Here is a 24,720-nt window from a genome sequence, read left to right as displayed (position 1 = left end):
ACTAGGCCGCCCCCTACTTAACCTTCTTCCCCTTCAGCAGTTTCCGTACCCACAAGCGATTCGGATTCAGCCCCGCAAGCGTAACACTGTCCAGCGGAACCGGCTCGTCGCTCATTTGCGCGGCCAACACTTCTGCCAGCAGCGGGGCAGAGCACAACCCGCGAGACCCTAATCCACCCAGCATATACAGCTCCGGATAAACCGGCGCGCTTACCGCGTTATCCCGGTTATCAGCAAGGTCCTGATAGGCCTCAAGCGTTGCCTCATAGTCCGGCACATTTCCCGCCATCGGCAGATGATCGCGGGTGGCACAGCGAACGCCGCAGCGCGCTTCCCCCTCGCTGACGTCAACCTCTTGCGCCCATGCCGCATCCGGGAAACAGTCAATCAGGCGCTGGCGGTTTTGCGCCTGATCCGCGTCGCTGTAGCGCATATCCGTTTCGCCACGATGATAGCTGGCCCCGATGCAGTGATGGCCATTAGACGGATTTTGTGGCGTCAGGTAGCCGTCATAGCACAGCACCTGACGCAGTTTGCTCAGTTCAGGTGCGGAAGGAATATGGCTCACCTGGCCGCCGACCGGATAAACCGGCAACGTTTCTGTCTGGATAAACTGATTGATGTTATGCCCGTTTGCCAGCACAACGCTGGCATGGCTTACCGCTTTGCCATCCGCAAAACGCAGATTCCAGCGCTCGCTTCGGCTCAGCGATTCAACGGTGTGAGCATAATGCGCCGTCAGCCCGCGCGACTGCGCCAGGGAAATGACCGCCGCGGTCAGTTCAGCCGGGCACAGCCAGCCGCCGAGCGGATACTGAATGCCCCCACAGCCGGTTTCCACGCCAGCGGTGGCTGCCACCTCCTGCGCGCTTACCGCGCGAGCAATCTCGTCAGGCAGGCCCAGCGACAGCATCTGCGTGATTTTTTGCTGGCTCTTTTCATCCCAGCCGAGCTGCGTCACGCCGCACCAGTCATGATCGAACGCCACCGGCAGGGCGTCGTAGAGGCGACGAGCAAAGGTAAACGCCGCCGGGAAAAACCGGAACAGGGCCGGATCGTGCGCGCTTAAAAGCGGATAGAGCGCCCCCTGGCGGTTGCCGGACGCGCCGCTAGCTGGCGCATCGTCAGCACAGTAGAGCGTGACCTGCCAGCCACGGTGGAGAAGCGCGAGAGACAGCAGGGCGCTGGCGATCCCCCCGCCGACTATCGCCACCTCACGTGATGCACTGGCGCGGCGTGCAAACCAGGGCGCCTGAGCGGGAACGTCCAGCGTCTGATCCATCCTGCCGACCAGCATGTCGCGCTTGCGGCCAAAGCCTTTGGTCTTCTGCATGATAAAGCCCGCCTCCTGCAGCCCGCGGCGGACAAAGCCCGCCGAGGTGAAGGTGGCAAGCGTTGCGCCAGGGCGCGCCAGCCGCGCCATCGCGCTAAACAGGTGCTGGCTCCACATGTCCGGGTTTTTGGCGGGGGCAAAGCCGTCCAGGAACCACGCGTCCACCGTCTGATTCATCGAATCATCGAGCGTATCGGTCAGGTCATTGATGTCGCCAAGCCATAAATCCAGCGTCACGCGTCCGCCGTCCAGAATCAGACGGTGGCAGCCGCCGATGTGAGGCGGCCACTGTGCCTGAAGCTGTTCCGCCCAGGTGGCAAGCTCTGGCCAGCGCTGATGAGCGAGCCGCAGATCGTGCGCGGTGAGCGGGAATTTTTCGAAACTGATGAAATGTAATCTTTGTAGCGTAGCCTCAGGGTGTGCAGCGTGAAACTGGTTAAACGCCTGCCAGAGGGTTAAAAAATTCAGCCCGGTACCGAACCCACTTTCCGCGACCACAAACAGGCTCCGCGGATGCGCCGGGAAGCGGGTGCTGAGCTGGTTTCCGTCGAGGAAAACATAGCGAGTTTCTTCGAGCCCGTTATCATTAGAAAAATAGACGTCATCAAAATCTCGGGAAACAGGTGTACCCTCAGCGTTGAATTCGAGGTTGGCGGGTTGTATAGCGTTTTGTTTCACGTAAGTTACTCGTCTGACAGGCAGTGGCACGATCTTAACGATGTGAGTCCATCGGTGCAAATTTCCGCAGAAAATGTCTGATCGGACTTGTTCGGCGTACAAGTGTACGCTATTGTGCGACTCGAAACTTACTATAGTGCGACTTACAGAGGTATTGAATGAAACGTGCAGTGATTACTGGCCTGGGCATTGTTTCCAGCATCGGTAATAACCAGCAGGAAGTCCTGGCATCTCTGCGTGAAGGACGCTCCGGGATCACTTTCTCTGAAGAGTTTAAAGATTCAGGTATGCGTAGCCACGTATGGGGTAACGTCAAACTGGACACCACCGGTTTGATTGACCGCAAAGTGGTTCGTTTCATGAACGATGCCTCTATTTATGCTTATCTCTCCATGCAGGAAGCGATCAAAGATTCTGGCCTGAGCGAAGAGGTTTATCAGAACAACCCGCGCGTGGGTCTGATCGCCGGTTCTGGCGGCTCATCTAAAGCGCAGGTATTCGGTGCTGACGCAATGCGTAGCCCGCGTGGTCTGAAAGCGGTAGGTCCGTACGTGGTCACCAAAGCCATGGGCTCTGCGGTTTCCGCGTGCCTGGCGACCCCATTCAAAATCCACGGTGTGAACTACTCCATCAGCTCCGCGTGTGCGACTTCCGCGCACTGCATCGGTAATGCTGTTGAGCAGATCCAGCTGGGTAAACAGGACATCGTATTTGCTGGCGGCGGCGAAGAGCTGGGCTGGGAAATGGCCTGTGAATTCGACGCGATGGGCGCACTGTCCACCAAGTACAATGAGACCCCGGACAAAGCATCTCGTACCTACGATGCACACCGTGACGGTTTCGTTATCGCGGGCGGCGGCGGTATGGTTGTGGTTGAAGAGCTGGAGCACGCACTGGCGCGTGGCGCGCACATCTACGCTGAAATCGTGGGCTACGGTGCAACGTCTGACGGCGCCGACATGGTTGCGCCATCCGGCGAAGGCGCGGTGCGCTGCATGAAGATGGCGATGCACGGCGTTGACACCCCAATCGACTACCTGAACTCCCACGGTACCTCTACGCCGGTAGGCGACGTAAAAGAGCTGGGTGCGATCCGTGAAGTCTTCGGCGACAACAGCCCGGCGATCTCCGCGACCAAAGCCATGACCGGTCACTCTCTGGGTGCGGCTGGCGTGCAGGAAGCGATCTACTCGCTGCTGATGCTGGAAAACGGCTTTATCGCTCCAAGCATCAACATTGATGAGATGGACGAGCAGGCTGCTGGCCTGAACATCGTGACCAAACCAACAGAAGCGACGCTGACCACCGTCATGTCCAACAGCTTCGGCTTCGGCGGCACCAACGCCACGCTGGTCATGCGTAAGCTGAAAGCATAAGTTTTATGTTTGATTCAGAAGGGGAGCCATAAGGCTCCCTTTTTTTATGCATTGACAAGCAGCTGATCTCACAGGCAAACTTCACCACTCAACATTATCCTCACGATAATGCGTAAGCGTTTAACGTCAACCAACGCACCTTAATCCTGATAATCAGGTAGAGGGGGCGTGGCATTTCCCCGCCTTACTCTTCATTTCGGAGTAAAGCATGACTGCAGTAACTCAAACAGAAACAACCCCTTCAGCGAACGTCTCGCTGTTCCGTATCGCCTTTGCGGTATTCCTGACCTATATGACCGTTGGCCTGCCGCTGCCGGTGATCCCGCTGTTCGTTCATCAGGAGCTGGGCTATGGCAACACCATGGTCGGCATTGCCGTGGGCATTCAGTTTTTAGCCACGGTATTAACCCGCGGTTACGCCGGACGGCTGGCGGATCAGCACGGTGCCAAACGCTCGGCGCTGCAGGGGATGTTTGCCTGCGGGCTGGCGGGCGGCGCCTGGCTGCTGGCGGCTCTCCTGCCGGTAGACGCCGCGTATAAATTTGCGCTGCTGGTGCTAGGCCGTTTAATTCTTGGCTTCGGTGAAAGCCAGCTGCTGACCGGCACCCTGACCTGGGGAATGGGGCTGGTGGGGCCAGCACGTTCCGGCAAGGTGATGTCCTGGAACGGCATGGCCATCTACGGCGCGCTGGCCGCCGGTGCACCGCTTGGCCTGCTGATCAACAGCCAGTTCGGGTTTGCGGCGCTGGCTGCAACGACCATGGCGCTGCCGCTGGTGGCATGGGCGTTTAACGGCTCGGTGCGTAAGGTACCTGCGCACAAAGGCGAGCGTCCTTCCCTGTGGAGCGTGGTCGGCCAAATCTGGCAGCCGGGCCTGGGCCTGGCGCTGCAGGGCGTGGGTTTTGCGGTAATAGGGACGTTTGTATCGCTCTATTTTATGAGCCGAGGCTGGGCGATGGCCGGTTTTACGCTTACTGCCTTTGGCGGCGCGTTTGTTCTGATGCGCGTGCTTTTTGGCTGGATGCCGGATCGCTTTGGCGGCGTGAAGGTGGCGGTGGCATCGCTGGTCATTGAAGCTATCGGTCTTCTGCTGTTGTGGAATGCTCCCGTGGCATCCGTGGCCCTGCTGGGTGCTGCGCTGACCGGCTGCGGCTGTTCTCTGATCTTCCCGGCGCTGGGCGTTGAAGTGGTGAAGCGCGTGGCCCCGCAGGTGCGCGGGACGGCGCTCGGCGGCTATGCGGCGTTTCAGGATATCTCATACGGGGTAACCGGACCGCTGGCCGGGCTGTTAGCGACCTCGTTTGGCTATCCGTCCGTCTTTCTGGCCGGTGCGGTTTCTGCGGTGGTGGGGATCGTGGTGACGCTGGTGGCGTTTCGCAGGCGTTGAGCCGTTGTTGCCGGGTGACGGCTGTGCCTTACCCGGCCTACGATTCGAGCCGTTGTAGGCCCGGTAAGCGCAGCGCCACCGGGCAAAACCTCAGGCAACCAGCCAGAAAATCGCCAGCGCAATCAGCAGTGCAATAAACATCAGCCCCGGACGCGCAGAGAGCGTTCTGAATGTCTCGACGACCGGCGCAAACAGCGGGCTGTAGATCGGCTGAACGTTTCTCACCTCCGGCACGCCGCCCTCGCGCTCGGCGCGACGAACGAAGATTTGATTGAGCAGATCCTGCACCTGCGCGGTGGTCAGCACCGTCTGCGGCGTGGCCTGCCAGTTTTGCTGGGCGTAATCCCGAATCACGTCGAACTCGTGCGGCTCAAGCGGCTGTTTCAGTGCCGCCTGGACGGTATGCAGGGTAGGGGCATTCTGGGTGCTGAGCGTCTGGCGCGCCTGGAGCCAGGTCACCAGATGAGTAAACTGTTTGGCCGGGATCAGTTCACCCGCCTTCACGCCGGACAGCTCCAGCATGGATTGCCAGATAAGCTTCGTCGGTTCGCCAGTGGCCGCAGCCAGCTTTGTCACCATCTGCTTGAGCGTGTTGTGCTCGGCGGGCAGCAGCGGACGCTCGGTCGACGGGCGCACCTGAGGCTGCGGAATAGACAGCTCGTTGTTCTGCAGCAGGGTCAGTACGGTTTTAAGCTGGTCGGGCGTCAGCTGCCCTAGCGCGGTCTGACCATACTGCTGGCGAATAAAATCACTCACCGCCTGGCGGTTATTACCCTGGCCCAGCAGCTCCGTCAGCTGAGCAACAATCTGGCGCGTGGTGTGGTTCTGCTGCGCGGTCGTAATACGCTGGTTCAGATTTTGCTCGGCAGCAGGGAAATGACGCGACTGCAGCGGTGCGTCGTTCCTCACGCCTAAATCATGCTTTACCCCGGCCCAGACTTCCGCATTCTGCTGTGAAGTCAGCGCAATCAGGCGCGTGATCAGTCGCTCCAGCACGGTGCGCTGTTGCGTGGATAGCGGTTGTTCACCGGCAACGTTTGGCGTGACGGGGCCTTCACCCGGAGGGCGTGGCGGCGTACCTGAAATGGGCTGCATCGTCAAAAATCCTTAAAGTCAAAACTCAGCGTAAACCAGGTATACGTATATGCCTGGCGGCCAGATTATGGCACACTTGGCAGGTTTTCTTCCTCTCAAACAGGTACTCAGACGTGAAAATCCTCGTTGATGAAAATATGCCTTATGCCCGTGAGCTGTTTAGCCGCCTGGGTAACGTTAAGGCTGTCCCTGGTCGCCCGATCCCGGTCAACGAACTGGATGACGCAGACGCGCTGATGGTGCGTTCGGTGACCAAAGTAAATGAGGCGTTGCTCGCCGGTAAAGCGATTAAGTTTGTCGGAACCGCAACGGCAGGGACCGATCATGTGGATGATAAGTGGCTGACGCAGGCTGGAATCGGTTTTTCCGCCGCGCCGGGCTGTAACGCCATTGCCGTTGTGGAATACGTTTTCTCCTCGCTGCTGATGCTGGCCGAGCGCGACGGGTTTGCGCTGAAGGACCGCACCGTGGGGATTGTTGGCGTGGGTAACGTCGGCGGACGCCTGCAAAAGCGTCTTGAAGCGTTAGGGATCCGCACGCTGCTGTGCGATCCGCCGCGCAAAGACAACGGTGATGACGGGGATTTCCGCTCGCTGGACGAGCTGGTCGAACAGTGCGACGTGCTGACTTTCCACACGCCGCTGTTTAAAGAGGGGCCGTATAAGTCGCTGCATCTTGCTGACGAGGCGCTGATCCGTCGGCTGAAGGCTGGCACTATTCTGATAAATGCCTGCCGTGGCCCTGTGGTCGATAACGCTGCGCTGCTGACATGTCTGAATGAAGGACAAGACCTCAGCGTGGTGCTGGACGTCTGGGAGCCGGAGCCGGATCTCAACGTTGAGTTGCTTAACAAGGTGGACGTGGGCACAGCGCATATCGCCGGTTATACCCTCGAGGGGAAAGCGCGCGGCACGACGCAGGTCTTCGAGGCCTACAGCGCTTTTATCGGCCATCCGCAGCAGGTGGCGCTGGATACCTTACTCCCCGCGCCTGAATTTGGCCGCATTACCCTGCATGGTCCGCTCGATCAGGCAACGCTGAAAAGGCTGGTGCATTTGGTGTATGATGTGCGCCGCGATGATGCGCTGCTGCGTAAAGTGGCGGGGATCCCGGGTGAGTTTGATAAGCTGCGCAAGAACTATGTTGAGCGCCGCGAGTGGTCTTCCCTGTATGTAATGTGCGACGACGCCTCGGCGGCGACGCTGCTGCATAAGCTGGGGTTTAACGCCGTTCATCATCCGGCACGTTAATGTCTTCTTAATGCTCCCTGTCGGATACTCCGACAGGGACGCTTTTTTATTTCTGGAGTAAACCACCATGTCTGAAGGCTGGAACATTGCCATTTTAGGTGCCACGGGTGCCGTGGGCGAAGCCCTGCTCGAAACCCTTGCTGAGCGTCAGTTCCCGGTGGGCGATATCTATGCGCTGGCGCGTACCGACAGTGCAGGTGAGCATCTGCGTTTTAACAGTAAATCCGTGATGGTCCAGGACGCGGCAGCATTCGACTGGACCCAGGCGCAGCTGGCGTTTTTCGCTGCGGGCGCTGAAGCGACTGCTGCGTATGTTGAAGAGGCGACCAACGCAGGCTGCCTGGTGATCGACCTGAGCGGCCTGTTCTCAATGGAGCCGGATGTGCCGCTGGTGGTGCCGGACGTGAACCCGTTTGTGCTGGCTGACTACCGCAACCGTAACGTCATTGCGGTGCCCAACAGCCTGACCAGCCAGCTGCTGACTGCCCTGAAACCGCTGATCGACGACGGCGGACTGTCGCGCATTACCGTCACCAGCCTGCTCTCCGCGTCCGCGAACGGTAAAAAGGCCGTTGACGCGCTGGCCGGGCAGAGCGCGAAGCTGCTGAACGGTATCCCGATTGATGAAGATGATTTCTTTGGCCGCCAGCTGGCGTTCAACATGCTGCCGCTGCTGCCGGACCGCGAGGGTTCCGTGCGCGAAGAGCGTCGTATCGTCGATGAAGTGCGTAAGATTTTGCAGGACGATGGCCTGATGATCTCTGCGAACGTCGTGCAGTCCCCGGTCTTTTACGGCCACGCGCAGATGGTCGGCTTTGAAGCGCTGCGTCCGCTGGCAGCAGAAGAGGCGCGCGATGCGTTTGGCCGCGGTGAAGACATCGTGCTCTCTGAAGAGAGCGAGTTCCCGACCCAGGTGGGCGATGCCACCGGCAGCGCGCATCTTTCCGTTGGCTGCGTGCGTAACGATTACGGCATGCCGGAACAGGTTCAGTTCTGGTCCGTTGCCGACAACGTTCGCTTTGGCGGCGCGCTGATGGCGGTCAAAATTGCTGAAAAACTGGTGCAGGAGTACCTGTACTGATGTCAGACGTGGAACAAAAGCCGGTCCATAGAATTGCCCTCGGCATTGAGTACGACGGCAGTAAGTATTATGGCTGGCAGCGTCAGAACGAGGTGCGCAGCGTCCAGGAGAAGCTGGAAAAAGCGCTCTCTCAGGTGGCAAACGAGCCGATTAACGTCCTGTGCGCAGGACGTACGGACGCGGGTGTTCACGGTACGGGGCAGGTCGTGCACTTTGAAACCACCGCCGTGCGTAAGGATGCCGCCTGGACCCTGGGTGTAAATGCGAATTTGCCTGGTGACATTGCGGTGCGTTGGGTAAAAGCTGTGCCGGATGATTTTCACGCGCGTTTCAGCGCCACGGCGCGTCGCTACCGTTATGTCATCTACAACCAGCGCCTGCGTCCGGCGGTGTTAAGCCAGGGCGTGACGCATTTTTATGAACCGCTTGATGCTGAACGTATGCATCGCGCGGCGCAGTGTCTGATTGGTGAAAATGACTTTACGTCGTTTCGTGCGGTGCAGTGTCAGTCCCGCACGCCGTGGCGAAACGTCATGCACATAAACGTCAGCCGTTTTGGCGCGTATGTGGTGGTGGATATCAAAGCCAATGCCTTTGTACATCATATGGTTCGGAATATTGTGGGCAGCCTGATGGAAGTGGGCGCCGGACACCAGCCGGAGAGCTGGATTGCAGACCTGCTGGCAGCGAAGGACAGAACGCTTGCGGCAGCTACGGCGAAAGCGGAAGGGTTGTATCTGGTCTCGGTAGACTATCCGGATCGGTTTGACCTGCCGAAACCGCCAATGGGCCCGCTTTTTTTAGCGGACTAAACAAAGGTGCAATTAGGGCTTAGACAATATGGACGTAATTCGTTTTTTGATTGATTTCATCCTGCATATTGATGTTCACCTGGCGGAGCTGGTCGCGCAGTATGGCGTCTGGGTTTACGCTATTCTGTTCCTCATTCTGTTTTGTGAAACCGGTCTGGTCGTTACCCCATTCCTGCCAGGGGATTCCCTGCTGTTCGTTGCCGGCGCGCTATCGGCGTTACCCACTAACGATCTGAACGTGCATCTTATGGTGGTGCTGATGGTGATTGCCGCCATCGTCGGTGATGCGGTCAACTACACGATTGGACGCGTATTCGGTGAGCGGCTGTTCAGCAATCCGGATTCGAAAATTTTCCGTCGCAGCTATTTAGACAAAACCCATGCGTTTTATGAACGCCATGGCGGAAAAACCATTATCCTTGCGCGCTTTGTGCCTATTGTGCGCACATTTGCACCGTTTGTGGCGGGAATGGGGCATATGTCCTATCGTCATTTTGCCATGTATAACGTCGTGGGGGCGCTGTTGTGGGTGCTGTTGTTTACCTATGCAGGCTACCTGTTTGGCGATCTCCCGGTGGTTCAGGAAAATCTTAAGTTACTGATTGTAGCGATTATTGTGCTTTCCGTACTGCCGGGCGTTATCGAAATTATTCGTCATAAACGTGCGGCGGCAAAACAAGCGAAGTAAATGCACGCTGGCGGTTCGACCACTTTTTTATCCAAAGTTTCGTGCTGTTATGTTTTAATGTGCAACATTCATGGTCTGTTGGAGGCAAAAATGGCATTATTCGCCTCTTATAGCAAAACTGGCAAACGACCAGGTTCAGGCAGAAAGGTTATCAATGAGCTGGATTGAACGAATTAAAAGCAACATTACCCCAACGCGTAAAGCGAGCATTCCTGAAGGGGTATGGACGAAGTGTGATAGCTGCGGTCAGGTTCTGTATCGCGCAGAGCTGGAGCGCAACCTTGAGGTGTGTCCGAAGTGTGACCACCATATGCGTATGTCGGCGCGCAACCGCCTGCATAGCCTGCTGGACGAAGGCTCTCTGGTAGAGCTGGGTAGCGAACTTGAGCCAAAAGACGTGCTGAAGTTCCGCGATTCCAAAAAATACAAAGATCGTCTGGCCTCTGCACAGAAAGAGACTGGCGAGAAAGACGCGCTGATCGTCATGAAAGGCACCCTGCATGAGATGCCGGTTGTTGCCGCTGCGTTTGAGTTCTCCTTTATGGGCGGCTCAATGGGCTCTGTGGTTGGTGCGCGCTTCGTGCGTGCCGTTGAGCAGGCGCTGGAAGACAACTGTCCGCTGATCTGCTTCTCTGCCTCCGGCGGTGCGCGTATGCAGGAAGCGCTGATGTCGCTGATGCAGATGGCGAAAACCTCTGCTGCGCTGGCGAAAATGCAGGAGCGCGGTCTGCCGTACATCTCCGTGCTGACCGACCCAACCATGGGCGGCGTCTCCGCGAGCTTCGCGATGCTGGGCGACCTGAACATCGCTGAGCCTAAGGCCCTGATCGGCTTTGCCGGTCCTCGCGTTATCGAGCAGACCGTTCGCGAGAAACTGCCGCCGGGCTTCCAGCGCAGTGAGTTCCTCATCGAGAAAGGCGCCATCGACATGATCGTCCGCCGTCCGGAAATGCGCCTGAAGCTGGCGAGCATCCTGGCGAAGCTGATGAATCTGCCAGCGCCGAACCCGGATGAGCCGCGCGAAGGCGTGGTGGTACCGGATCAGGAACCCGAGGCCTGATAACTGAAAAGGGCAGGGCCGGTTGGCGCTGCCCTTTTGCTTTCTAATCTGTTAATGACAACCGGGCATTATGGAAAATAAAAGCATTCCCCAAGCCACGTCGCCCCTGGCCGCGTGGCTTTCTTATCTGGAAAACCTGCACAGTAAAACCATCGATATGGGGCTTGAGCGCGTAAGCCAGGTCGCCGCGCGTCTTGATGTGCTCAAACCGGCACCTTTCGTGTTCACCGTCGCGGGGACCAACGGTAAAGGCACGACCTGCCGCACGCTGGAATCTGTCCTGATGGCCGCGGGTTACAAAGTTGGCGTGTACAGCTCGCCACACCTGGTCCGCTATACCGAGCGCGTTCGTGTGCAGAACCGCGAACTGCCGGAATCGGCGCATACGGCGTCGTTCGCGGAAATTGAAGCCGCACGCGGTGAGATCTCATTAACCTATTTTGAATACGGCACCCTGTCGGCGCTGTGGCTGTTCAAACAGGCGCAGTTGGATGTGGTGATTCTTGAGGTTGGCCTCGGCGGACGTCTTGATGCGACCAATATGGTGGATGCGGACGTGGCGGTGGTCACCAGCATCGCGCTGGACCATATCGACTGGCTGGGACCGGATCGTGAAAGCATTGGCCGCGAGAAGGCCGGTATTTTCCGCGCAAATAAGCCCGCGGTGGTCGGCGAGCCGGATATGCCGCATACCATTGCTGACGTGGCGAACGAGAAGGGCGCGCGTCTGCTGCGCCGCGATGTTGACTGGCAGTACGAGGTCCAGGATAACGGCTGGCGCTTTAGCGACGCGCAGGGCGCGCTCGACAACCTGCCGCTGCCGCAGGTACCGCAGCCGAACGCAGCAACCGCGCTGGCGGCACTGCGCGCCAGTGGCCTCACGGTCAGCGAGCAGGCGATCCGCGACGGCATTAAGAATGCGCTGTTGCCCGGGCGTTTCCAGATCGTCAGCGAGTCACCGCGCCTGATTCTGGACGTGGCGCATAACCCCCATGCGGCGGCGTATCTCGCGGGACGTCTCAATTCGTTACCAAAAACCGGGCGCGTGCTGGCGGTTATCGGTATGCTTCATGATAAAGATATCGGCGGGACGCTGGCCTGCATGGAGAGTGTGGTCGATAGCTGGTATTGTGCTCCTCTGGAGGGGCCGCGCGGCGCGACGGCTGAGCAACTGATGGAACATCTCGGCAAAGGCGCAATCTACAGTAGCGTGGCTCAGGCCTGGCATGCCGCGATGGCGGATGCTAAACCAGAAGATACCGTGCTGGTGTGTGGGTCATTCCACACGGTGGCACATGTCATGGAAGTGATGGACGCGGGGAGAACCGGTGGCGAGTAAGTTTCAGAACCGTTTAACAGGAACCATTGTGCTGGTCGCGCTCGGGGTGATTATTCTCCCGGGTCTGCTCGACGGGCAGAAAAAGCATTATCAGGATGAGTTTGCCGCTATTCCGCTGGTGCCGAAGCCGGGTGACCGCGATGAGCCGGATATGCTGCCTGCGGCAACGCAGGCGCTGCCTGCTCAGCCGCCGGAAGGGGCGGCGGAAGAGGTGCGTGCAGGCGATGCCGCCGCACCATCGCTCGATCCGTCTCGCCTGGCGGCAGCGAGCAACAGCGATATCGATCCGGTGCCGGTCGAGCAGTCTAAACCGGTTGAAAAACCGAAGCCGGTTGAGAAGCCGCAGCCGCAGCCGAAACCGCAGCGGGATAAAGCCGCAGAACAGCTAGCCGCGGCGTCAGAGACACCTCCGCCAGCAAAACCGGCGCAGCAGGATGCCGCCGCCCCAACGGGTAAGGCCTACGTGGTGCAGCTTGGTGCGCTGAAAAACGCCGATAAGGTCAACGAGGTCGTGAGCAAACTGCGCAGTGCGGGATATCGTGTTTACACTTCACCTTCCACGCCGGTGCAGGGTAAAATTACCCGTATCCTCGTGGGGCCAGAAGCGTCTAAAGATAAGCTTAAAGGTTCGCTCGGTGAGCTGAAGCAGATCTCCGGCCTGAGCGGTGTGGTGATGGGCTACAGCGCGAACTGATAAGATCTTACCCATCCCCGGAATGGTTTGCTCCCTCTCCCTTGAGGGAGAGGGTTGGGGTGAGGGGGGAGCAGACGTCCACAGAGACGTCAAATGGACCGTGGCGTTGAACATTTTTTCAGCGCCTTTTTTATTTACGCGCGGGAAGGAAATCCCTACGCAAACGTTTTCTTTTTCTGTTAGAATTCGCCCCGAACTGGATGACAGGGCGTTAAATCGTGGGACACATATGGTCTGGATTGATTACGCCATCATTGCGGTGATTGGTTTTTCCTGTCTGGTTAGCCTGATCCGTGGCTTTGTTCGTGAAGCGTTATCGCTGGTGACATGGGGTTGTGCTTTCTTTGTTGCCAGTCATTACTACACTTACCTGTCTGTCTGGTTCACGGGCTTTGAAGATGAACTGGTCCGAAATGGAATCGCTATCGCGGTGCTGTTTATCGCAACGCTGATTGTCGGCGCTATCGTGAATTACGTGATAGGTCAGCTGGTCGAGAAAACCGGTCTGTCAGGAACGGACAGGGTGCTCGGGATCTGTTTCGGGGCATTACGAGGCGTGCTGATTGTGGCCGCGATCCTGTTCTTCCTGGATACCTTCACCGGGTTCTCCAAAAGCGAAGACTGGCAAAAATCGCAGCTCATTCCAGAGTTCAGCTTCATCATCAGATGGTTCTTTGACTATCTGCAAAGCTCGTCAAGTTTTTTGCCCAGGGCATAAACCCTGAGATGTGGCTTAACGAGGAAAAGACGAATGTGCGGTATTGTCGGTATCGCCGGTTTCATGCCGGTAAACCAGTCGATTTATGACGCGTTAACGGTGCTTCAGCACCGTGGGCAGGATGCTGCGGGTATCATCACCATTGATGCAAACAACTGCTTCCGTTTACGCAAGGCGAATGGCCTGGTAAACGATGTGTTTGAAGCCCGCCATATGCAGCGTCTGCAAGGTAATATGGGGATCGGTCACGTTCGTTATCCTACTGCTGGCAGTTCCAGCGCCTCTGAGGCACAGCCTTTCTACGTCAACTCACCGTATGGCATTACCCTTGCTCATAACGGAAACCTGACCAACGCGCATGAGCTGCGTAAAAAGCTGTTCGAAGAGAAACGTCGCCACATTAACACCACCTCTGATTCTGAAATCCTGCTCAATGTGTTCGCCAGCGAGCTGGATAACTTCCGTCACTATCCGCTGGAAGCAGACAACATTTTTGCCGCGATTGCCGCGACAAACCGTCAGATCCGCGGCGCGTACGCCTGCGTTGCGATGATCATCGGTCACGGTATGGTCGCCTTCCGCGATCCTAACGGCATTCGTCCGCTGGTGCTCGGTAAGCGCGACCTCGGCGATGGCCGTACTGAATATATGGTTGCCTCTGAGAGCGTGGCGCTGGATACCCTGGGCTTCGAATTCCTGCGCGACGTTGCGCCGGGCGAAGCGGTCTACATCACCGAGAAGGGCCAGCTGTTTACCCGCCAGTGTGCCGACAACCCGGTCAGCAACCCGTGCCTGTTTGAATACGTTTACTTTGCCCGTCCGGATTCCTTCATCGACAAGATTTCCGTCTACAGCGCGCGCGTCAACATGGGCACCAAGCTGGGCGAGAAGATTGCCCGCGAGTGGGACGATCTCGACATCGACGTGGTGATTCCTATCCCGGAAACCTCCTGCGATATCGCGCTGGAGATCGCCCGCATTCTGGACAAGCCATACCGTCAGGGCTTCGTGAAGAACCGCTACGTTGGCCGCACCTTTATCATGCCGGGGCAGCACCTGCGCCGTAAGTCCGTGCGCCGCAAGCTGAACGCCAACCGCGCGGAATTCCGCGACAAGAACGTTCTGCTGGTGGATGACTCCATCGTTCGCGGCACCACCTCTGAGCAGATTATCGAGATGGCGCGCGAAGCGGGTGCGAAGAAAGTCTATCTCGCCTCTGCTGCGCCGGAGATTCGCTTCCCGAACGTGTACGGCATCGATATGCCAACCGCCAACGAGCTGATCGCTCACGGCCGTGAAGTGGATGAAATTCGCCAGATCATCGGTGCCGACGGCCTGATTTTCCAGGATCTGAACGATCTCATCGACGCGGTACGTGCTGAGAACCCGGAAATTCAGCAGTTTGAATGCTCCGTGTTCAACGGTATTTACGTGACCAAAGACGTTGACCAGCAGTACCTCGACTATCTTGATTCGCTGCGCAACGACGATGCGAAAGCCGTCCAGATGCAGAACGATCTCGAAAGTTTAGAGATGCACAACGAAGGTTGATGCTCCGGCAGGTGAGGGCGAATGCCCTCACTTGCAACTCCCCGCAAAATCCTGCACAGTCTGCCCTGAAATCAGTAAGGGCGAAAATCATGAAACGACTCATTGTTGGGCTCAGCGGCGCCAGCGGCGCGATTTACGGCGTACGTCTGTTACAGGTTCTACGTAACGTGGCGGAAGTCGAGACCCATCTGGTGATGAGCCAGGCGGCGCGTCAGACCCTCTCTCTGGAAACCGATCTCTCCCTGCGCGATGTTCAGGCACTGGCGGATGTGGTTCACGATGCCCGTGATATCGCCGCCAGCATCTCCTCAGGCTCGTTTAAAACGGCCGGCATGGTTATCCTGCCCTGTTCCATTAAAACGCTCTCCGGCATTGTGAACAGCTATACCGACACCCTGGTAACGCGCGCGGCGGATGTGGTGCTGAAGGAGCGTCGTCCTCTGGTGCTCTGCGTGCGGGAAACGCCGCTGCACCTTGGCCACCTGCGTTTGATGACCCAGGCCGCGGAGCTGGGAGCCATCATCATGCCGCCGGTACCGGCATTTTATCATCGCCCGACCTCGCTGGATGATGTGATTAATCAGACCGTTAACCGAGTGCTGGATCAGTTTGACATCGACCTGCCTGAAGATCTCTTCACCCGCTGGCAGGGTGCCTGAATCTGTGCACAAACCAGGTGCATGAAAAGACAAGTTGCCCTGTTTCAGGGCAATTATGCAACGGCGATCATATCCTCGACATTTAATTCGTTTTTTCCCTTTTTCTCTCTCCGGTTCGTTCGGCAGACCTGCTATCTTTCACCATTAAGGCAGTATCGCAACGTTTTATTAACATATTTAACGTCGAAGTTTTGACCAGACGGCAATGTGGCATAAGACCTGCAAGATGAAGCCTGCAACACAACACACAACACAATACATAATAAAATCACGGTACTTGAGGGTAAATGTATGAAGAAGACGGTTCTGGCTCTGTCTTTGCTCGTGGGGTTAAGTGCGGCAGCAGGTAGCTACGCAGCGCTTCCACAGACGGTTCGTATCGGTACAGACGCAACCTACGCGCCATTCTCTTCCAAGGATGCGAAAGGCGATTTCGTGGGGTTTGATATCGATCTGGGAAATGAAATGTGCAAACGCATTGCGGTGAAATGCACATGGGTGGGCAGCGACTTTGACGCGTTAATCCCGTCGCTGAAAGCCAAGAAAATCGACGCCATTATCTCTTCTCTCTCCATCACCGAAAAACGCCAGCAGGAGATTGCCTTCTCTGACAAGCTCTACGCCGCGGATTCTCGCCTGATTGCGCCAAAAGGCTCCCCGATTAAGCCCACCATCGACTCGCTGAAAGGCAAGCATGTTGGCGTGCTTCAGGGATCGACCCAGGAAGGTTATGCCAATGCCACCTGGCGTGAGAAGGGTGTAGACGTGGTGGCCTATCAGAACCAGGATCTGATCTACTCTGACCTGGCGGCAGGCCGTCTGGATGCGGCATTCCAGGATGAAGTCGCCGCGAGCGAAGGCTTCCTGAAACAGCCTGCGGGGAAAGACTACGCGTTTGCGGGCCCGTCGGTGAAAGACAAAAAATACTTTGGTGACGGCACCGGTATTGGCCTGCGTAAGGATGATACCGAGCTGAAAGCCGCCTTCGACAAAGCCTTTGCAGAGCTGCGTAAAGACGGTACTTACGACAAACTGGCGAAGAAATACTTCGACTTCAACGTATACGGTGAATAATACCTGGCGCTAACGCACCGGAAAGGTGCGTTACGGGAACGGTTGACCCAATACGGTGCGCTCGTTGCACCGTATTGGATCGCTTTGTGCATACTTACGCATTTATAATGCAAAAATTCCCGCCTGAAGGGCATTAGTCTTTGCCTGTCAGAGGGAATTAATGGCACATTAGCACCACCCCGTCGTCGTAAAAATCCCGTATGAAGACAGTTTGTTGAGGACAAATATGAAAAAACTCGTGTTGTCACTATCTCTGGTGCTGGCCTTTTCCAGCGCCACCGCGGCATTCGCAGCCATTCCGCAGAAAATTCGGATCGGTACCGATCCCACCTATGCGCCGTTCGAATCGAAGAATTCAAAGGGTGAACTGGTTGGTTTTGACATCGATCTGGCCAATGAGCTGTGCAAACGCATCAAAGCACAGTGTACCTACGTTGAGAACCCGCTGGATGCGCTGATCCCGTCCCTGAAAGCGAAAAAAATCGACGTGATCATGTCCTCGCTCTCCATCACTGAAAAACGCCAGCAGGAGATTGCCTTCACAGACAAACTTTACGCGGCCGATTCTCGTCTGGTGGTGGCTAAATCGTCTGACGTTCAGCCAACGCTGGAGTCCCTGAAAGGTAAACGTGTCGGCGTGCTGCAGGGCACTACCCAGGAAACCTACGGTAACGAACACTGGGCGCCGAAGGGGATTGAAATCGTCTCCTATCAGGGCCAGGAAAATATCTACGCTGACCTGACGGCAGGCCGAATTGATGCGGCATTCCAGGATGAAGTCGCGGCAAGCGAAGGCTTCCTGAAAACGCCGGTCGGTAAAGATTACAAGTTTGGCGGCCCGTCCATTAAGGACGTGAAGCTGTTTGGTGTGGGCACCGGTATGGGCCTGCGCAAAGAAGACAACGAGCTGCGTGAGGCGCTGAACAAAGCGTTTGCTGAAATGCGCGCTGACGGCACCTACGACAAGCTGGCGAAAAAGTACTTTGATTTTAATGTTTACGGCGGCTAATCGCCCCGTCAAATAACGTGCGGCCCCTCCCTCCGTGGGAGGGGGAAAGACACGGTTCCACCACTCACGATACGACAGGGCTCGCGGTATGCTGTACGGATTTTCTGGCGTTATTTTACATGGCGCGCTTGTCACCCTTGAGCTGGCTATCAGCTCCGTGGTGCTGGCGGTGCTGATAGGTCTGGCAGGCGCAGGGGCGAAGCTTTCGGCTAACAAACCGCTGGCGCTAATTTTTGAAGGCTACACCACGCTTATTCGCGGCGTTCCCGATCTGGTGCTGATGCTGCTTATCTTTTACGGTCTGCAGATTGCGCTGAACAGCGTGACGGACGCGATGGGCATGGGACAAATTGATATCGACCCGATGGTGGCCGGTATTATTACCCTCGGTTTTATCTACGGTGCCTACTTCACCGAAACCTTCCGCGGTGCTTACATGGCCGTGCCGAAGGGGCACATTGAGGCGGCAACCGCATTTGGTTTTACCTCTTCACAAACGTTTCGTCGGATTATGTTCCCGGCCATGATGCGTTACGCGCTGCCGGGCATCGGCAACAACTGGCAGGTTATCCTCAAAGCGACAGCGCTGGTCTCGCTGCTCGGTCTGGAAGACGTCGTGAAAGCGACTCAGCTGGCGGGCAAGAGCACCTGGGAGCCGTTTTACTTTGCGGTGGTCTGCGGCGTGATTTATCTGGTCTTTACGACCGTCTCCAATGGTGCGCTGCTTCTGCTCGAGCGTCGCTACTCCGTGGGTGTGAAGAGGGCTGACCTGTGATTGAGATTATTCAGGAATACTGGAAATCGCTGCTGTGGACAGATGGCTACCGCTTTACCGGCGTGGCGATTACGCTCTGGCTGCTGATCTCCTCCGTGGTGATGGGTGGCATTCTGGCGGTGTTTCTTGCCATTGGCCGCGTGTCGAACAATAAATTTATCCAGTTCCCGATCTGGCTGTTTACCTACGTGTTTCGCGGTACGCCGCTGTACGTACAGCTGCTGGTGTTCTATTCGGGGATGTATACGCTTGAGATCGTAAAAGGCACTGAGATGCTGAATGCGTTCTTCCGCAGCGGTCTGAACTGTACGGTGCTGGCGTTGACGCTCAACACCTGCGCCTATACCACCGAGATTTTCGCGGGAGCCATTCGTTCGGTTCCGTACGGTGAAATTGAGGCGGCGCGCGCGTACGGCTTTTCCTCAGTGAAACTTTATCGCTGCATTATTCTGCCGTCGGCATTGCGTATCGCGTTACCGGCGTACAGTAACGAAGTGATTTTGATGCTGCACTCCACCGCGCTTGCCTTTACCGCGACGGTGCCGGATCTGCTCAAAATCGCGCGCGATATTAACTCCGCGACCTATCAGCCGTTTACCGCGTTTGGCATTGCGGCGGTGCTCTATTTAATTATCTCTTATGTTTTGATTAGCCTGTTCCGTAAGGCTGAAAAACGCTGGTTGCAGCATATAAAACCTTCTTCGACGCACTGAGAAAGATGATGGCTGAGAACAAATTAAACGTTATTGATTTGCACAAACGCTACGGCGAACATGAAGTGCTGAAAGGGGTGTCGCTGCAGGCTAACGCAGGCGATGTAATCAGTATCATCGGTTCATCCGGCTCGGGTAAAAGTACTTTCCTGCGCTGCATTAACTTCCTCGAAAAGCCGAGCGAAGGCTCGATCGTGGTGAGCGGGCAGAACATCAACCTGGTGCGTGACAAAGACGGCCAGCTGAAGGTGGCGGATAAACACCAGCTGCGCCTGCTGCGTACGCGCCTGACGATGGTGTTCCAGCATTTTAACCTCTGGAGCCACATGACGGTGCTGGAGAACGTGATGGAAGCGCCGGTTCAGGTACTGGGGCTGAGCAAGCAGGAAGCCCGCGAGCGTGCGGTGAAATACCTGGCGAAAGTGGGCATCGACGAGCGCCAGCAGATGAAATACCCCGTGCATCTCTCCGGCGGTCAGCAGCAGCGTGTCTCCATCGCGCGCGCGCTGGCGATGGAACCGGAGGTGCTGCTGTTCGACGAACCAACCTCCGCGCTCGACCCGGAACTCGTTGGCGAAGTGCTGCGCATCATGCAGAAGCTGGCCGAAGAGGGCAAAACGATGGTGGTGGTGACGCACGAGATGGGCTTCGCCCGTAACGTCTCCAACCACGTTATCTTCCTGCACCAGGGGAAAATTGAAGAGCAGGGGCATCCGGACGAGGTGCTGGCGAACCCGCAAAGCCCACGTTTGCAGCAGTTCCTGAAGGGGTCGTTGAAGTAGGTTTGCCTTTCTCCCTCTCCCTGTGGGAGAGGGGCGGGGTGAGGGCATCAGGCCGCAGTACAGCCCAATCGCCCGGTGGCGCTTCGCTTACCGGGCCTACTAATTCTGTTGCTGGCCGGCATACTCCAGCCGATACACCCAATCGTCATAGCGCACGCCGTCAATTTCATACGCCTTTTCCAGCACCTGCGTACGCACAAACCCGGCTTTCTCCAGCACGCGCACCGATCCGCCGTTGTCCGCCAGCACGTACGCGTTAATCGCCTTCACGCCGGTCTGGTTGAACGCATAATCACACACCGCGCGCAGCGCCTCGCTGGCGATACCTTTCCCTTGCGCGGCAGGTACAACCGTATAGCCGATATCGGCCTCCTCATGATTCTCATGGCTGATTTGCAGGCCAATATCGCCAAGCGGCGTATCATCATCCCGGGCGCGAATGACAAACACATGAGCAGCAGCGAGTCGCGCGGCAAACACGCGTCGGGTCTCTTTTTCTGGCGCGATGGCGGCCATGTAGCGCATGATACGGCGATCTTCACGCAGCGAGCGGAAGAAGGCCCAGTCAGTGGGTTCGAAAGGGGTGAGGTAAAGCCGGGGAGTGGTGATCGTTGCCATTGTGACGCCATATTTTCGGAACATGGCCTGTCACTGTAACATATTCACCGCACCACATCCCCCAGCGCCTCTTCTAATTCATACCAGCGGAACGCAAAGCCGGCCGCTTCCAGCCGTTTTGGCAGCGCCCGCTGCCCGCCTAATACCAGTACAGACGCTTCTCCCATCAGCAGACGAATGACCGTGGCAGGCACGCGCAGTATCGCCGGACGGTGCAGGGCATGTCCCAGCGCGTGGGCAAACTGTTCATTACGCACTGGATACGGCGCAACCATGTTAAACGGTCCGCGCAGATCGTTATCCAGCAGCCAGAGAATACCGTTGACCATATCGTCGATATGGATCCACGCCATATATTGACGGCCATTACCGATGGGACCGCCGAGTCCGAGCCTGAAAGGGGGAAGCATCTTCGCCAGGATGCCGCCTTTCGGCGCGAGGACGACACCGGTCCGCAGCAGGCAGACGCGGGTACGATCGCTTTGCGCCGCACAGGCGATACGCTCCCACTGGGCGCAAAGTTTATGGGTAAACTCGTTATGGGGCGGCTCTTCCTCGGTCACCACCACCTCGCCGAGATCGCCGTAATAGCCCACCGCTGAACCCGAAATAAGCACTGAAGGTGGGGTGTGGCTATTACGGATCAGCTCGACGAGCTTTTCGGTAATGTTCCACCGGCTGCTGCATAACAGCTGTTTTTGCTCTTCCGTCCAGCGCTTATCGGCGATGGGTTCACCCGCGAGGTTAATGACGGCGTCGAAACCGTCCAGATTTTGCTGCTCGGCCAGATTTTTCCAGATATCGACACCCGCCCCCAGCACCTGACGCGCTTTCTCCGGGCTGCGCGTGACCACGGTGATGTCGTGATGCAAGGCCTGCAGACGCGCAATGAGGTGACGACCAATCAGGCCTGTCCCGCCGGTCAGCAAAATCTTCATACAACCTCCAGGTTTACGCCTGGCGCCGCCAGCTTAACGTCATGGAGACGGAATCGGCGTAGCGCAGGGCGTGAAGTTTATCGATCTCAACTTCAGCATAAGTGACCCAGTGATGTTCGCGTGCGATATCGAGCACATCCTGAGTTAATTTTTCCAGCAGAGAGAAGCGGTTATTCTCCACGTACTGAATGATGTTTTTGGTTATTGTGCGGTAGTTGAGCGCGTCGTTGATGTCTTCGCTGGCCCGCGCTTTATCTGCGGGGTAGTGAATCACCACGTTAATGACAATATCCTGACGGTTGGCGATCTCTTCCTCTTTGATACCGATAAAGGTACGCAGGCGTAAATTTTTTATACGAATAATGGCGTCTGGCTGTGACATTGCAGGTCTTCTCCGTGTCAGTATTTCCTGCCCATAATACATGAGTGCCTCACAGGCACCCAGCCTCATACCGGGTTAAATTTGCTGGATTTTTTGCATCGCCCGCTCGGTCGCCGGGCGGGTCCGGATGCGCTCGAACCAGTTGTTTACCGCCGGGTAAGAGGCCAGGTCAATTCGGTGTTTTTCATGCGTATTCACCCATGGCCAGCAGGCGATATCGGCAATGCTGTAATGATCCCCCCCGAGCCACGGCGTTTTCTTCAGCCGACGGTTCAGAACGTCATAGAGCCGCTGCGTCTCGACCTGATAGCGTTCTATCGCATAGGGAATGGGTTGCGGGGCGTAAGCGGTAAAGTGATGGTTTTGACCCAGCATGGGCCCCAGTCCGCTCGCCTGCCAGAAGAGCCACTGCAGGGTATGGTGACGCTCACGCAGCTCGCCGCTCAGCAACTTGCCGGTTTTCTCTGCCAGATAGAGCAAAATTTCACCGGATTCAAACAGGCTCAACGGTCTGCCCCCGTCCGCCGGATGGTTATCAATAATGGCCGGGATTTTATTATTCGGCGAGATAGCCAGAAAGAGGGGGCTGAACTGTTCGCCCTTGCTGATATCCACGCGAATGATCCTGTAATCCAGCTCGGCTTCTTCAAGAAAGAGGGTGATCTTATGGCCGTTTGGGGTAGGGGCGTAATAAAGGTCGATCATTCTCAACTCCTGTCCATGCGAAGAGTGGTGCCATGACAAATGAGTATAGGTGGTTGTTGTAAATCGTGAGTTTTCATCAAGTGACAGCGAGGCAAAGAGATTATATGTTGAGTAAAAACCGATCAGCCTATGAGGATGTTATGAACCAGCCCGTCATCACGTTGTGGTCCGATGCGAATTTCTTTTCTCCCTATGTTATGAGCGTATACGTTGCGCTGGCCGAAAAAGGGCTCACGTTTACGCTGAAGACCGTTGATCTCGACGGCGGTGAACATCTTAAACCGCAGTGGCAGGGTTACGACCTGACCCGACGCGTGCCGGTGCTGGAGATTGACGGTTTTGCCCTGAGCGAATCCTCGGCGATTGATGAATATCTGGAAGATCGGTTCGCGCCGCCGGAGTGGGAGCGCATCTATCCTCACGACCTGCAAAAACGCGCCCGGGCGCGGCAGATCCAGGCGTGGTTGCGAAGCGATCTGGTACCGATTCGCGTCGAACGCTCGACGGACGTCGTGTTTGCCGGGGTGAAAAAACCAGCTCTCAGCGCAGAAGGTGCAGAAAGCGCGCAAAAACTCATTGAAACCGCCACCTCGCTCCTCGCACACGGCAACCCGAACCTGTTCGGCGAGTGGTGCATTGCTGATGCCGATCTGGCGTTGATGCTAAACCGCCTGATCCTCAACGGCGATGAGGTGCCGCAACTGCTGGTGGATTATGCCGCGTTTCAGTGGCAGCGTGCCTCCGTGCAGCGCTATGTGGCACTCTCGGCTAAGCGCGTGGGCTGATAAGCCCTGCCGCTTCAGGTATCATGGGGGCAGTCTGTTTTCCCGAGGAGTGACTGATGAAACTGATGTTTGCGTCGGATATCCATGGATCGCTGCCTGCTACCGAGCGTGTCCTTTCCCTGTTTGCACAAAGCGGTGCGCAGTGGCTGATTATTTTGGGCGACGTGCTCAATCACGGCCCGCGCAACGCGCTGCCGGAGGGCTATGCCCCTGCGCAGGTCGCGGAAAAACTCAACCAGTCCGCCTCGCGCATCATTGCCGTTCGCGGCAACTGCGACAGCGAAGTGGACCAGATGCTGCTGCATTTCCCTCTTACCGCACCGTGGCAACAGGTGCTGCTTGAACAACACCGCCTGTTCCTGACTCACGGGCATCTTTTCAGCCCGGATAATCTTCCGGCTCTCGCGGCTGGCGATGTCCTGGTTTACGGTCATACTCATATTCCGGTTGCGGAAAAACGCGGTGAGATTTATCACTTTAATCCGGGCTCGGTCAGCATCCCAAAAGGCGGATATCCTGCGAGCTACGGCATGCTGGAAGGAAATACCCTGAGCGTTATCGCACTTAATGATCAGCAAGTTATTGCGCAAGTAGCGATTAATCCGTAAGTTACACCTCAACTGCAAACGCGCCGAAAGAGCGCTTAGAAGAGAAGGTTTCCCGATGGTGGAGCAGAGTCATTTGGCAAGTACAGAGTGGGTTGACATTGTCAGCGAAGAGAATGAAGTGATCGCGCAGGCCAGCCGCGAACAAATGCGTGCGGAGCGTCTGCGCCACCGCGCAACGTACATCGTTGTGCATGACGGGATGGGCAAAATTCTGGTCCAGCGCCGTACGGATACCAAAGATTTTCTCCCGGGTATGCTGGATGCCACTGCAGGCGGTGTTGTCCAGGCAGATGAAGTGCTGCTGGATTCCGCACGTCGTGAAGCAGAAGAAGAGTTAGGCATTGCCGGTGTGCCGTTTGCCGAGCACGGTCAGTTCTATTTTGAAGACGAAAACTGCCGCGTCTGGGGCGGGCTGTTTAGCTGCGTTTCTCACGGCCCGTTTGCCCTGCAGGAAGAAGAGGTGAGTGAGGTCAGCTGGATGACGCCGGAAGAGATCACCGCGCGCTGCGACGAGTTCACGCCGGATTCGTTAAAAGCGCTGGCGCTCTGGATGAGCCGCAACGCCAATAACGAATCGACAAAATCAGAGAAAGAGGAAGAGGCTGAGTAA

At 56.8% G+C, this 24,720-nt stretch carries 26 protein-coding genes; 20 read left to right on the top strand and 6 right to left on the bottom strand.

Translation table 11 applies throughout. The annotated features are described in order from the left end of the window. Window positions 1-13: 13 nt before the first annotated feature. Window positions 14-2,011 (bottom strand): bifunctional tRNA (5-methylaminomethyl-2-thiouridine)(34)-methyltransferase MnmD/FAD-dependent 5-carboxymethylaminomethyl-2-thiouridine(34) oxidoreductase MnmC, encoded by a 1,998-nt coding sequence (gene mnmC, locus GXP72_RS16160; protein WP_208763114.1) that lies wholly within the window; start codon window positions 2,009-2,011, stop codon window positions 14-16. A gap of 158 nt (window positions 2,012-2,169) precedes the next feature. Here mnmC and fabB point away from each other — a divergent pair, with 158 nt between their 5' ends. After that, window positions 2,170-3,387: a beta-ketoacyl-ACP synthase I gene (gene fabB / locus GXP72_RS16155; protein WP_023336433.1), complete on the top strand. Its 1,218-nt coding sequence runs from the start codon at window positions 2,170-2,172 to the stop codon at window positions 3,385-3,387. Window positions 3,388-3,595: 208 nt separating this feature from the next. Then, window positions 3,596-4,774: an MFS transporter gene (locus tag GXP72_RS16150; protein ID WP_208763113.1), complete on the top strand. Its 1,179-nt coding sequence runs from the start codon at window positions 3,596-3,598 to the stop codon at window positions 4,772-4,774. 90 nt (window positions 4,775-4,864) lie between these two features. On the opposite strand, the gene flk is transcribed toward GXP72_RS16150, so the two are convergent. Next, on the bottom strand, window positions 4,865-5,869 hold the full coding sequence (gene flk, locus GXP72_RS16145; protein ID WP_032646631.1) for a flagella biosynthesis regulator Flk: 1,005 nt from the start codon (window positions 5,867-5,869) through the stop codon (window positions 4,865-4,867). Between the two features lie 113 nt (window positions 5,870-5,982). On the opposite strand from flk, the gene pdxB reads away from it, so the two are divergent. The 15 genes from pdxB to hisP all read left to right on the top strand — a co-directional run bounded on the left by pdxB (window position 5,983) and on the right by hisP (window position 20,074). Further along, entirely contained in the window at window positions 5,983-7,119 is a 1,137-nt protein-coding gene (gene pdxB, locus GXP72_RS16140) for a 4-phosphoerythronate dehydrogenase PdxB (protein WP_024908942.1), read from the top strand. 67 nt (window positions 7,120-7,186) lie between these two features. Further along, window positions 7,187-8,200 (top strand): aspartate-semialdehyde dehydrogenase, encoded by a 1,014-nt coding sequence (locus GXP72_RS16135; RefSeq protein WP_024908943.1) that lies wholly within the window; start codon window positions 7,187-7,189, stop codon window positions 8,198-8,200. Beyond that, entirely contained in the window at window positions 8,200-9,012 is an 813-nt protein-coding gene (gene truA / locus GXP72_RS16130; protein ID WP_023312566.1) for a tRNA pseudouridine(38-40) synthase TruA, read from the top strand. Before GXP72_RS16135 ends, truA begins: the two co-directional genes overlap by 1 nt. A gap of 28 nt (window positions 9,013-9,040) precedes the next feature. After that, window positions 9,041-9,700, top strand: a complete 660-nt coding sequence (locus GXP72_RS16125; protein WP_008502599.1) for a DedA family protein — start codon at window positions 9,041-9,043, stop codon at window positions 9,698-9,700. A gap of 154 nt (window positions 9,701-9,854) precedes the next feature. Then, entirely contained in the window at window positions 9,855-10,760 is a 906-nt protein-coding gene (accD, locus tag GXP72_RS16120) for an acetyl-CoA carboxylase, carboxyltransferase subunit beta (protein ID WP_003861408.1), read from the top strand. 70 nt (window positions 10,761-10,830) lie between these two features. Continuing rightward, window positions 10,831-12,099, top strand: a complete 1,269-nt coding sequence (gene folC, locus GXP72_RS16115; protein WP_032646627.1) for a bifunctional tetrahydrofolate synthase/dihydrofolate synthase — start codon at window positions 10,831-10,833, stop codon at window positions 12,097-12,099. Continuing rightward, the gene (gene dedD, locus GXP72_RS16110; RefSeq protein WP_208763112.1) at window positions 12,089-12,793 is read left to right on the top strand and encodes a cell division protein DedD; all 705 of its coding nucleotides are present in this window, start codon (window positions 12,089-12,091) and stop codon (window positions 12,791-12,793) included. Before folC ends, dedD begins: the two co-directional genes overlap by 11 nt. A 229-nt stretch (window positions 12,794-13,022) precedes the next feature. Continuing rightward, window positions 13,023-13,511 carry a colicin V production protein gene (gene cvpA, locus GXP72_RS16105; RefSeq protein WP_000262116.1) on the top strand — a complete coding sequence of 163 codons (489 nt, stop codon included), beginning with the start codon at window positions 13,023-13,025 and terminating at the stop codon, window positions 13,509-13,511. 33 nt (window positions 13,512-13,544) lie between these two features. Beyond that, window positions 13,545-15,062 (top strand): amidophosphoribosyltransferase, encoded by a 1,518-nt coding sequence (gene purF / locus GXP72_RS16100; protein ID WP_024908947.1) that lies wholly within the window; start codon window positions 13,545-13,547, stop codon window positions 15,060-15,062. Window positions 15,063-15,151: 89 nt separating this feature from the next. Further along, a complete protein-coding gene (locus GXP72_RS16095) occupies window positions 15,152-15,721 on the top strand; it encodes a UbiX family flavin prenyltransferase (protein WP_029740194.1) in 570 nt (189 codons plus the stop codon). Window positions 15,722-16,012: 291 nt separating this feature from the next. Continuing rightward, the gene (gene argT, locus GXP72_RS16090; protein WP_023312560.1) at window positions 16,013-16,795 is read left to right on the top strand and encodes a lysine/arginine/ornithine ABC transporter substrate-binding protein ArgT; all 783 of its coding nucleotides are present in this window, start codon (window positions 16,013-16,015) and stop codon (window positions 16,793-16,795) included. A gap of 226 nt (window positions 16,796-17,021) precedes the next feature. Then, window positions 17,022-17,804 (top strand): histidine ABC transporter substrate-binding protein HisJ, encoded by a 783-nt coding sequence (hisJ, locus tag GXP72_RS16085; protein WP_024908950.1) that lies wholly within the window; start codon window positions 17,022-17,024, stop codon window positions 17,802-17,804. Window positions 17,805-17,892: 88 nt separating this feature from the next. Next, window positions 17,893-18,579 (top strand): histidine ABC transporter permease HisQ, encoded by a 687-nt coding sequence (locus tag GXP72_RS16080; protein WP_208763111.1) that lies wholly within the window; start codon window positions 17,893-17,895, stop codon window positions 18,577-18,579. Next, window positions 18,576-19,292, top strand: a complete 717-nt coding sequence (locus GXP72_RS16075) for an ABC transporter permease (RefSeq protein WP_008502590.1) — start codon at window positions 18,576-18,578, stop codon at window positions 19,290-19,292. The genes GXP72_RS16080 and GXP72_RS16075 overlap by 4 nt, the downstream gene beginning before the upstream one ends. Before the next feature lie 8 nt (window positions 19,293-19,300). Next, entirely contained in the window at window positions 19,301-20,074 is a 774-nt protein-coding gene (gene hisP, locus GXP72_RS16070; protein ID WP_010433274.1) for a histidine ABC transporter ATP-binding protein HisP, read from the top strand. Window positions 20,075-20,173: 99 nt separating this feature from the next. On the opposite strand, the gene GXP72_RS16065 is transcribed toward hisP, so the two are convergent. The 4 genes from GXP72_RS16065 to yfcG form a co-directional block, all read right to left on the bottom strand. Beyond that, entirely contained in the window at window positions 20,174-20,692 is a 519-nt protein-coding gene (locus GXP72_RS16065; RefSeq protein ID WP_157189504.1) for a GNAT family N-acetyltransferase, read from the bottom strand. 44 nt (window positions 20,693-20,736) lie between these two features. After that, the gene (locus tag GXP72_RS16060) at window positions 20,737-21,630 is read right to left on the bottom strand and encodes a TIGR01777 family oxidoreductase (protein WP_032646624.1); all 894 of its coding nucleotides are present in this window, start codon (window positions 21,628-21,630) and stop codon (window positions 20,737-20,739) included. A 13-nt stretch (window positions 21,631-21,643) separates the two neighbouring features. Further along, window positions 21,644-22,012, bottom strand: a complete 369-nt coding sequence (folX, locus tag GXP72_RS16055) for a dihydroneopterin triphosphate 2'-epimerase (RefSeq protein ID WP_023312555.1) — start codon at window positions 22,010-22,012, stop codon at window positions 21,644-21,646. Window positions 22,013-22,087: 75 nt separating this feature from the next. Continuing rightward, the gene (gene yfcG / locus GXP72_RS16050) at window positions 22,088-22,717 is read right to left on the bottom strand and encodes a GSH-dependent disulfide bond oxidoreductase (RefSeq protein ID WP_024908954.1); all 630 of its coding nucleotides are present in this window, start codon (window positions 22,715-22,717) and stop codon (window positions 22,088-22,090) included. A gap of 140 nt (window positions 22,718-22,857) precedes the next feature. Between yfcG and yfcF the strand changes: the two genes are divergently transcribed. Genes yfcF through yfcD form a run of 3 tightly spaced genes read left to right on the top strand, consistent with a single transcriptional unit; the run spans window position 22,858 to window position 24,720 of the window. Then, complete coding sequence (gene yfcF, locus GXP72_RS16045) at window positions 22,858-23,502, top strand: glutathione transferase (RefSeq protein WP_048029676.1); 645 nt, start codon at window positions 22,858-22,860, stop codon at window positions 23,500-23,502. Window positions 23,503-23,558: 56 nt separating this feature from the next. Beyond that, window positions 23,559-24,110, top strand: coding sequence for a phosphodiesterase (gene yfcE / locus GXP72_RS16040; protein WP_048029677.1), 552 nt, complete (start codon window positions 23,559-23,561; stop codon window positions 24,108-24,110). Between the two features lie 55 nt (window positions 24,111-24,165). After that, window positions 24,166-24,720 (top strand): NUDIX hydrolase YfcD, encoded by a 555-nt coding sequence (gene yfcD / locus GXP72_RS16035; protein ID WP_032646619.1) that lies wholly within the window; start codon window positions 24,166-24,168, stop codon window positions 24,718-24,720.

It is taken from the genome of Enterobacter sp. SES19, assembly GCF_011765665.1.
Classification (GTDB): domain Bacteria; phylum Pseudomonadota; class Gammaproteobacteria; order Enterobacterales; family Enterobacteriaceae; genus Enterobacter; species Enterobacter pseudoroggenkampii.
Note: the sequence above shows the minus strand (reverse complement) of the source record. Positions and strands in the feature narration are given on the sequence as shown.

What these genes read in the sequence shown, in the direction of transcription:
- fabB (WP_023336433.1), top strand. Translation starts at nt 2,170, where the DNA reads ATGAAACGTGCAGTGATTACTGGCCTGGGCATTGTTTCCAGCATCGGT.
- GXP72_RS16150 (WP_208763113.1), top strand. Translation starts at nt 3,596, where the DNA reads ATGACTGCAGTAACTCAAACAGAAACAACCCCTTCAGCGAACGTCTCG.
- flk (WP_032646631.1), bottom strand. Translation starts at nt 5,869, where the DNA reads ATGCAGCCCATTTCAGGTACGCCGCCACGCCCTCCGGGTGAAGGCCCC.
- GXP72_RS16135 (WP_024908943.1), top strand. Translation starts at nt 7,187, where the DNA reads ATGTCTGAAGGCTGGAACATTGCCATTTTAGGTGCCACGGGTGCCGTG.
- truA (WP_023312566.1), top strand. Translation starts at nt 8,200, where the DNA reads ATGTCAGACGTGGAACAAAAGCCGGTCCATAGAATTGCCCTCGGCATT.
- GXP72_RS16125 (WP_008502599.1), top strand. Translation starts at nt 9,041, where the DNA reads ATGGACGTAATTCGTTTTTTGATTGATTTCATCCTGCATATTGATGTT.
- accD (WP_003861408.1), top strand. Translation starts at nt 9,855, where the DNA reads ATGAGCTGGATTGAACGAATTAAAAGCAACATTACCCCAACGCGTAAA.
- folC (WP_032646627.1), top strand. Translation starts at nt 10,831, where the DNA reads ATGGAAAATAAAAGCATTCCCCAAGCCACGTCGCCCCTGGCCGCGTGG.
- cvpA (WP_000262116.1), top strand. Translation starts at nt 13,023, where the DNA reads ATGGTCTGGATTGATTACGCCATCATTGCGGTGATTGGTTTTTCCTGT.
- purF (WP_024908947.1), top strand. Translation starts at nt 13,545, where the DNA reads ATGTGCGGTATTGTCGGTATCGCCGGTTTCATGCCGGTAAACCAGTCG.
- GXP72_RS16095 (WP_029740194.1), top strand. Translation starts at nt 15,152, where the DNA reads ATGAAACGACTCATTGTTGGGCTCAGCGGCGCCAGCGGCGCGATTTAC.
- argT (WP_023312560.1), top strand. Translation starts at nt 16,013, where the DNA reads ATGAAGAAGACGGTTCTGGCTCTGTCTTTGCTCGTGGGGTTAAGTGCG.
- hisJ (WP_024908950.1), top strand. Translation starts at nt 17,022, where the DNA reads ATGAAAAAACTCGTGTTGTCACTATCTCTGGTGCTGGCCTTTTCCAGC.
- GXP72_RS16080 (WP_208763111.1), top strand. Translation starts at nt 17,893, where the DNA reads ATGCTGTACGGATTTTCTGGCGTTATTTTACATGGCGCGCTTGTCACC.
- hisP (WP_010433274.1), top strand. Translation starts at nt 19,301, where the DNA reads ATGGCTGAGAACAAATTAAACGTTATTGATTTGCACAAACGCTACGGC.
- GXP72_RS16065 (WP_157189504.1), bottom strand. Translation starts at nt 20,692, where the DNA reads ATGGCAACGATCACCACTCCCCGGCTTTACCTCACCCCTTTCGAACCC.
- GXP72_RS16060 (WP_032646624.1), bottom strand. Translation starts at nt 21,630, where the DNA reads ATGAAGATTTTGCTGACCGGCGGGACAGGCCTGATTGGTCGTCACCTC.
- folX (WP_023312555.1), bottom strand. Translation starts at nt 22,012, where the DNA reads ATGTCACAGCCAGACGCCATTATTCGTATAAAAAATTTACGCCTGCGT.
- yfcG (WP_024908954.1), bottom strand. Translation starts at nt 22,717, where the DNA reads ATGATCGACCTTTATTACGCCCCTACCCCAAACGGCCATAAGATCACC.
- yfcF (WP_048029676.1), top strand. Translation starts at nt 22,858, where the DNA reads ATGAACCAGCCCGTCATCACGTTGTGGTCCGATGCGAATTTCTTTTCT.
- yfcE (WP_048029677.1), top strand. Translation starts at nt 23,559, where the DNA reads ATGAAACTGATGTTTGCGTCGGATATCCATGGATCGCTGCCTGCTACC.
- yfcD (WP_032646619.1), top strand. Translation starts at nt 24,166, where the DNA reads ATGGTGGAGCAGAGTCATTTGGCAAGTACAGAGTGGGTTGACATTGTC.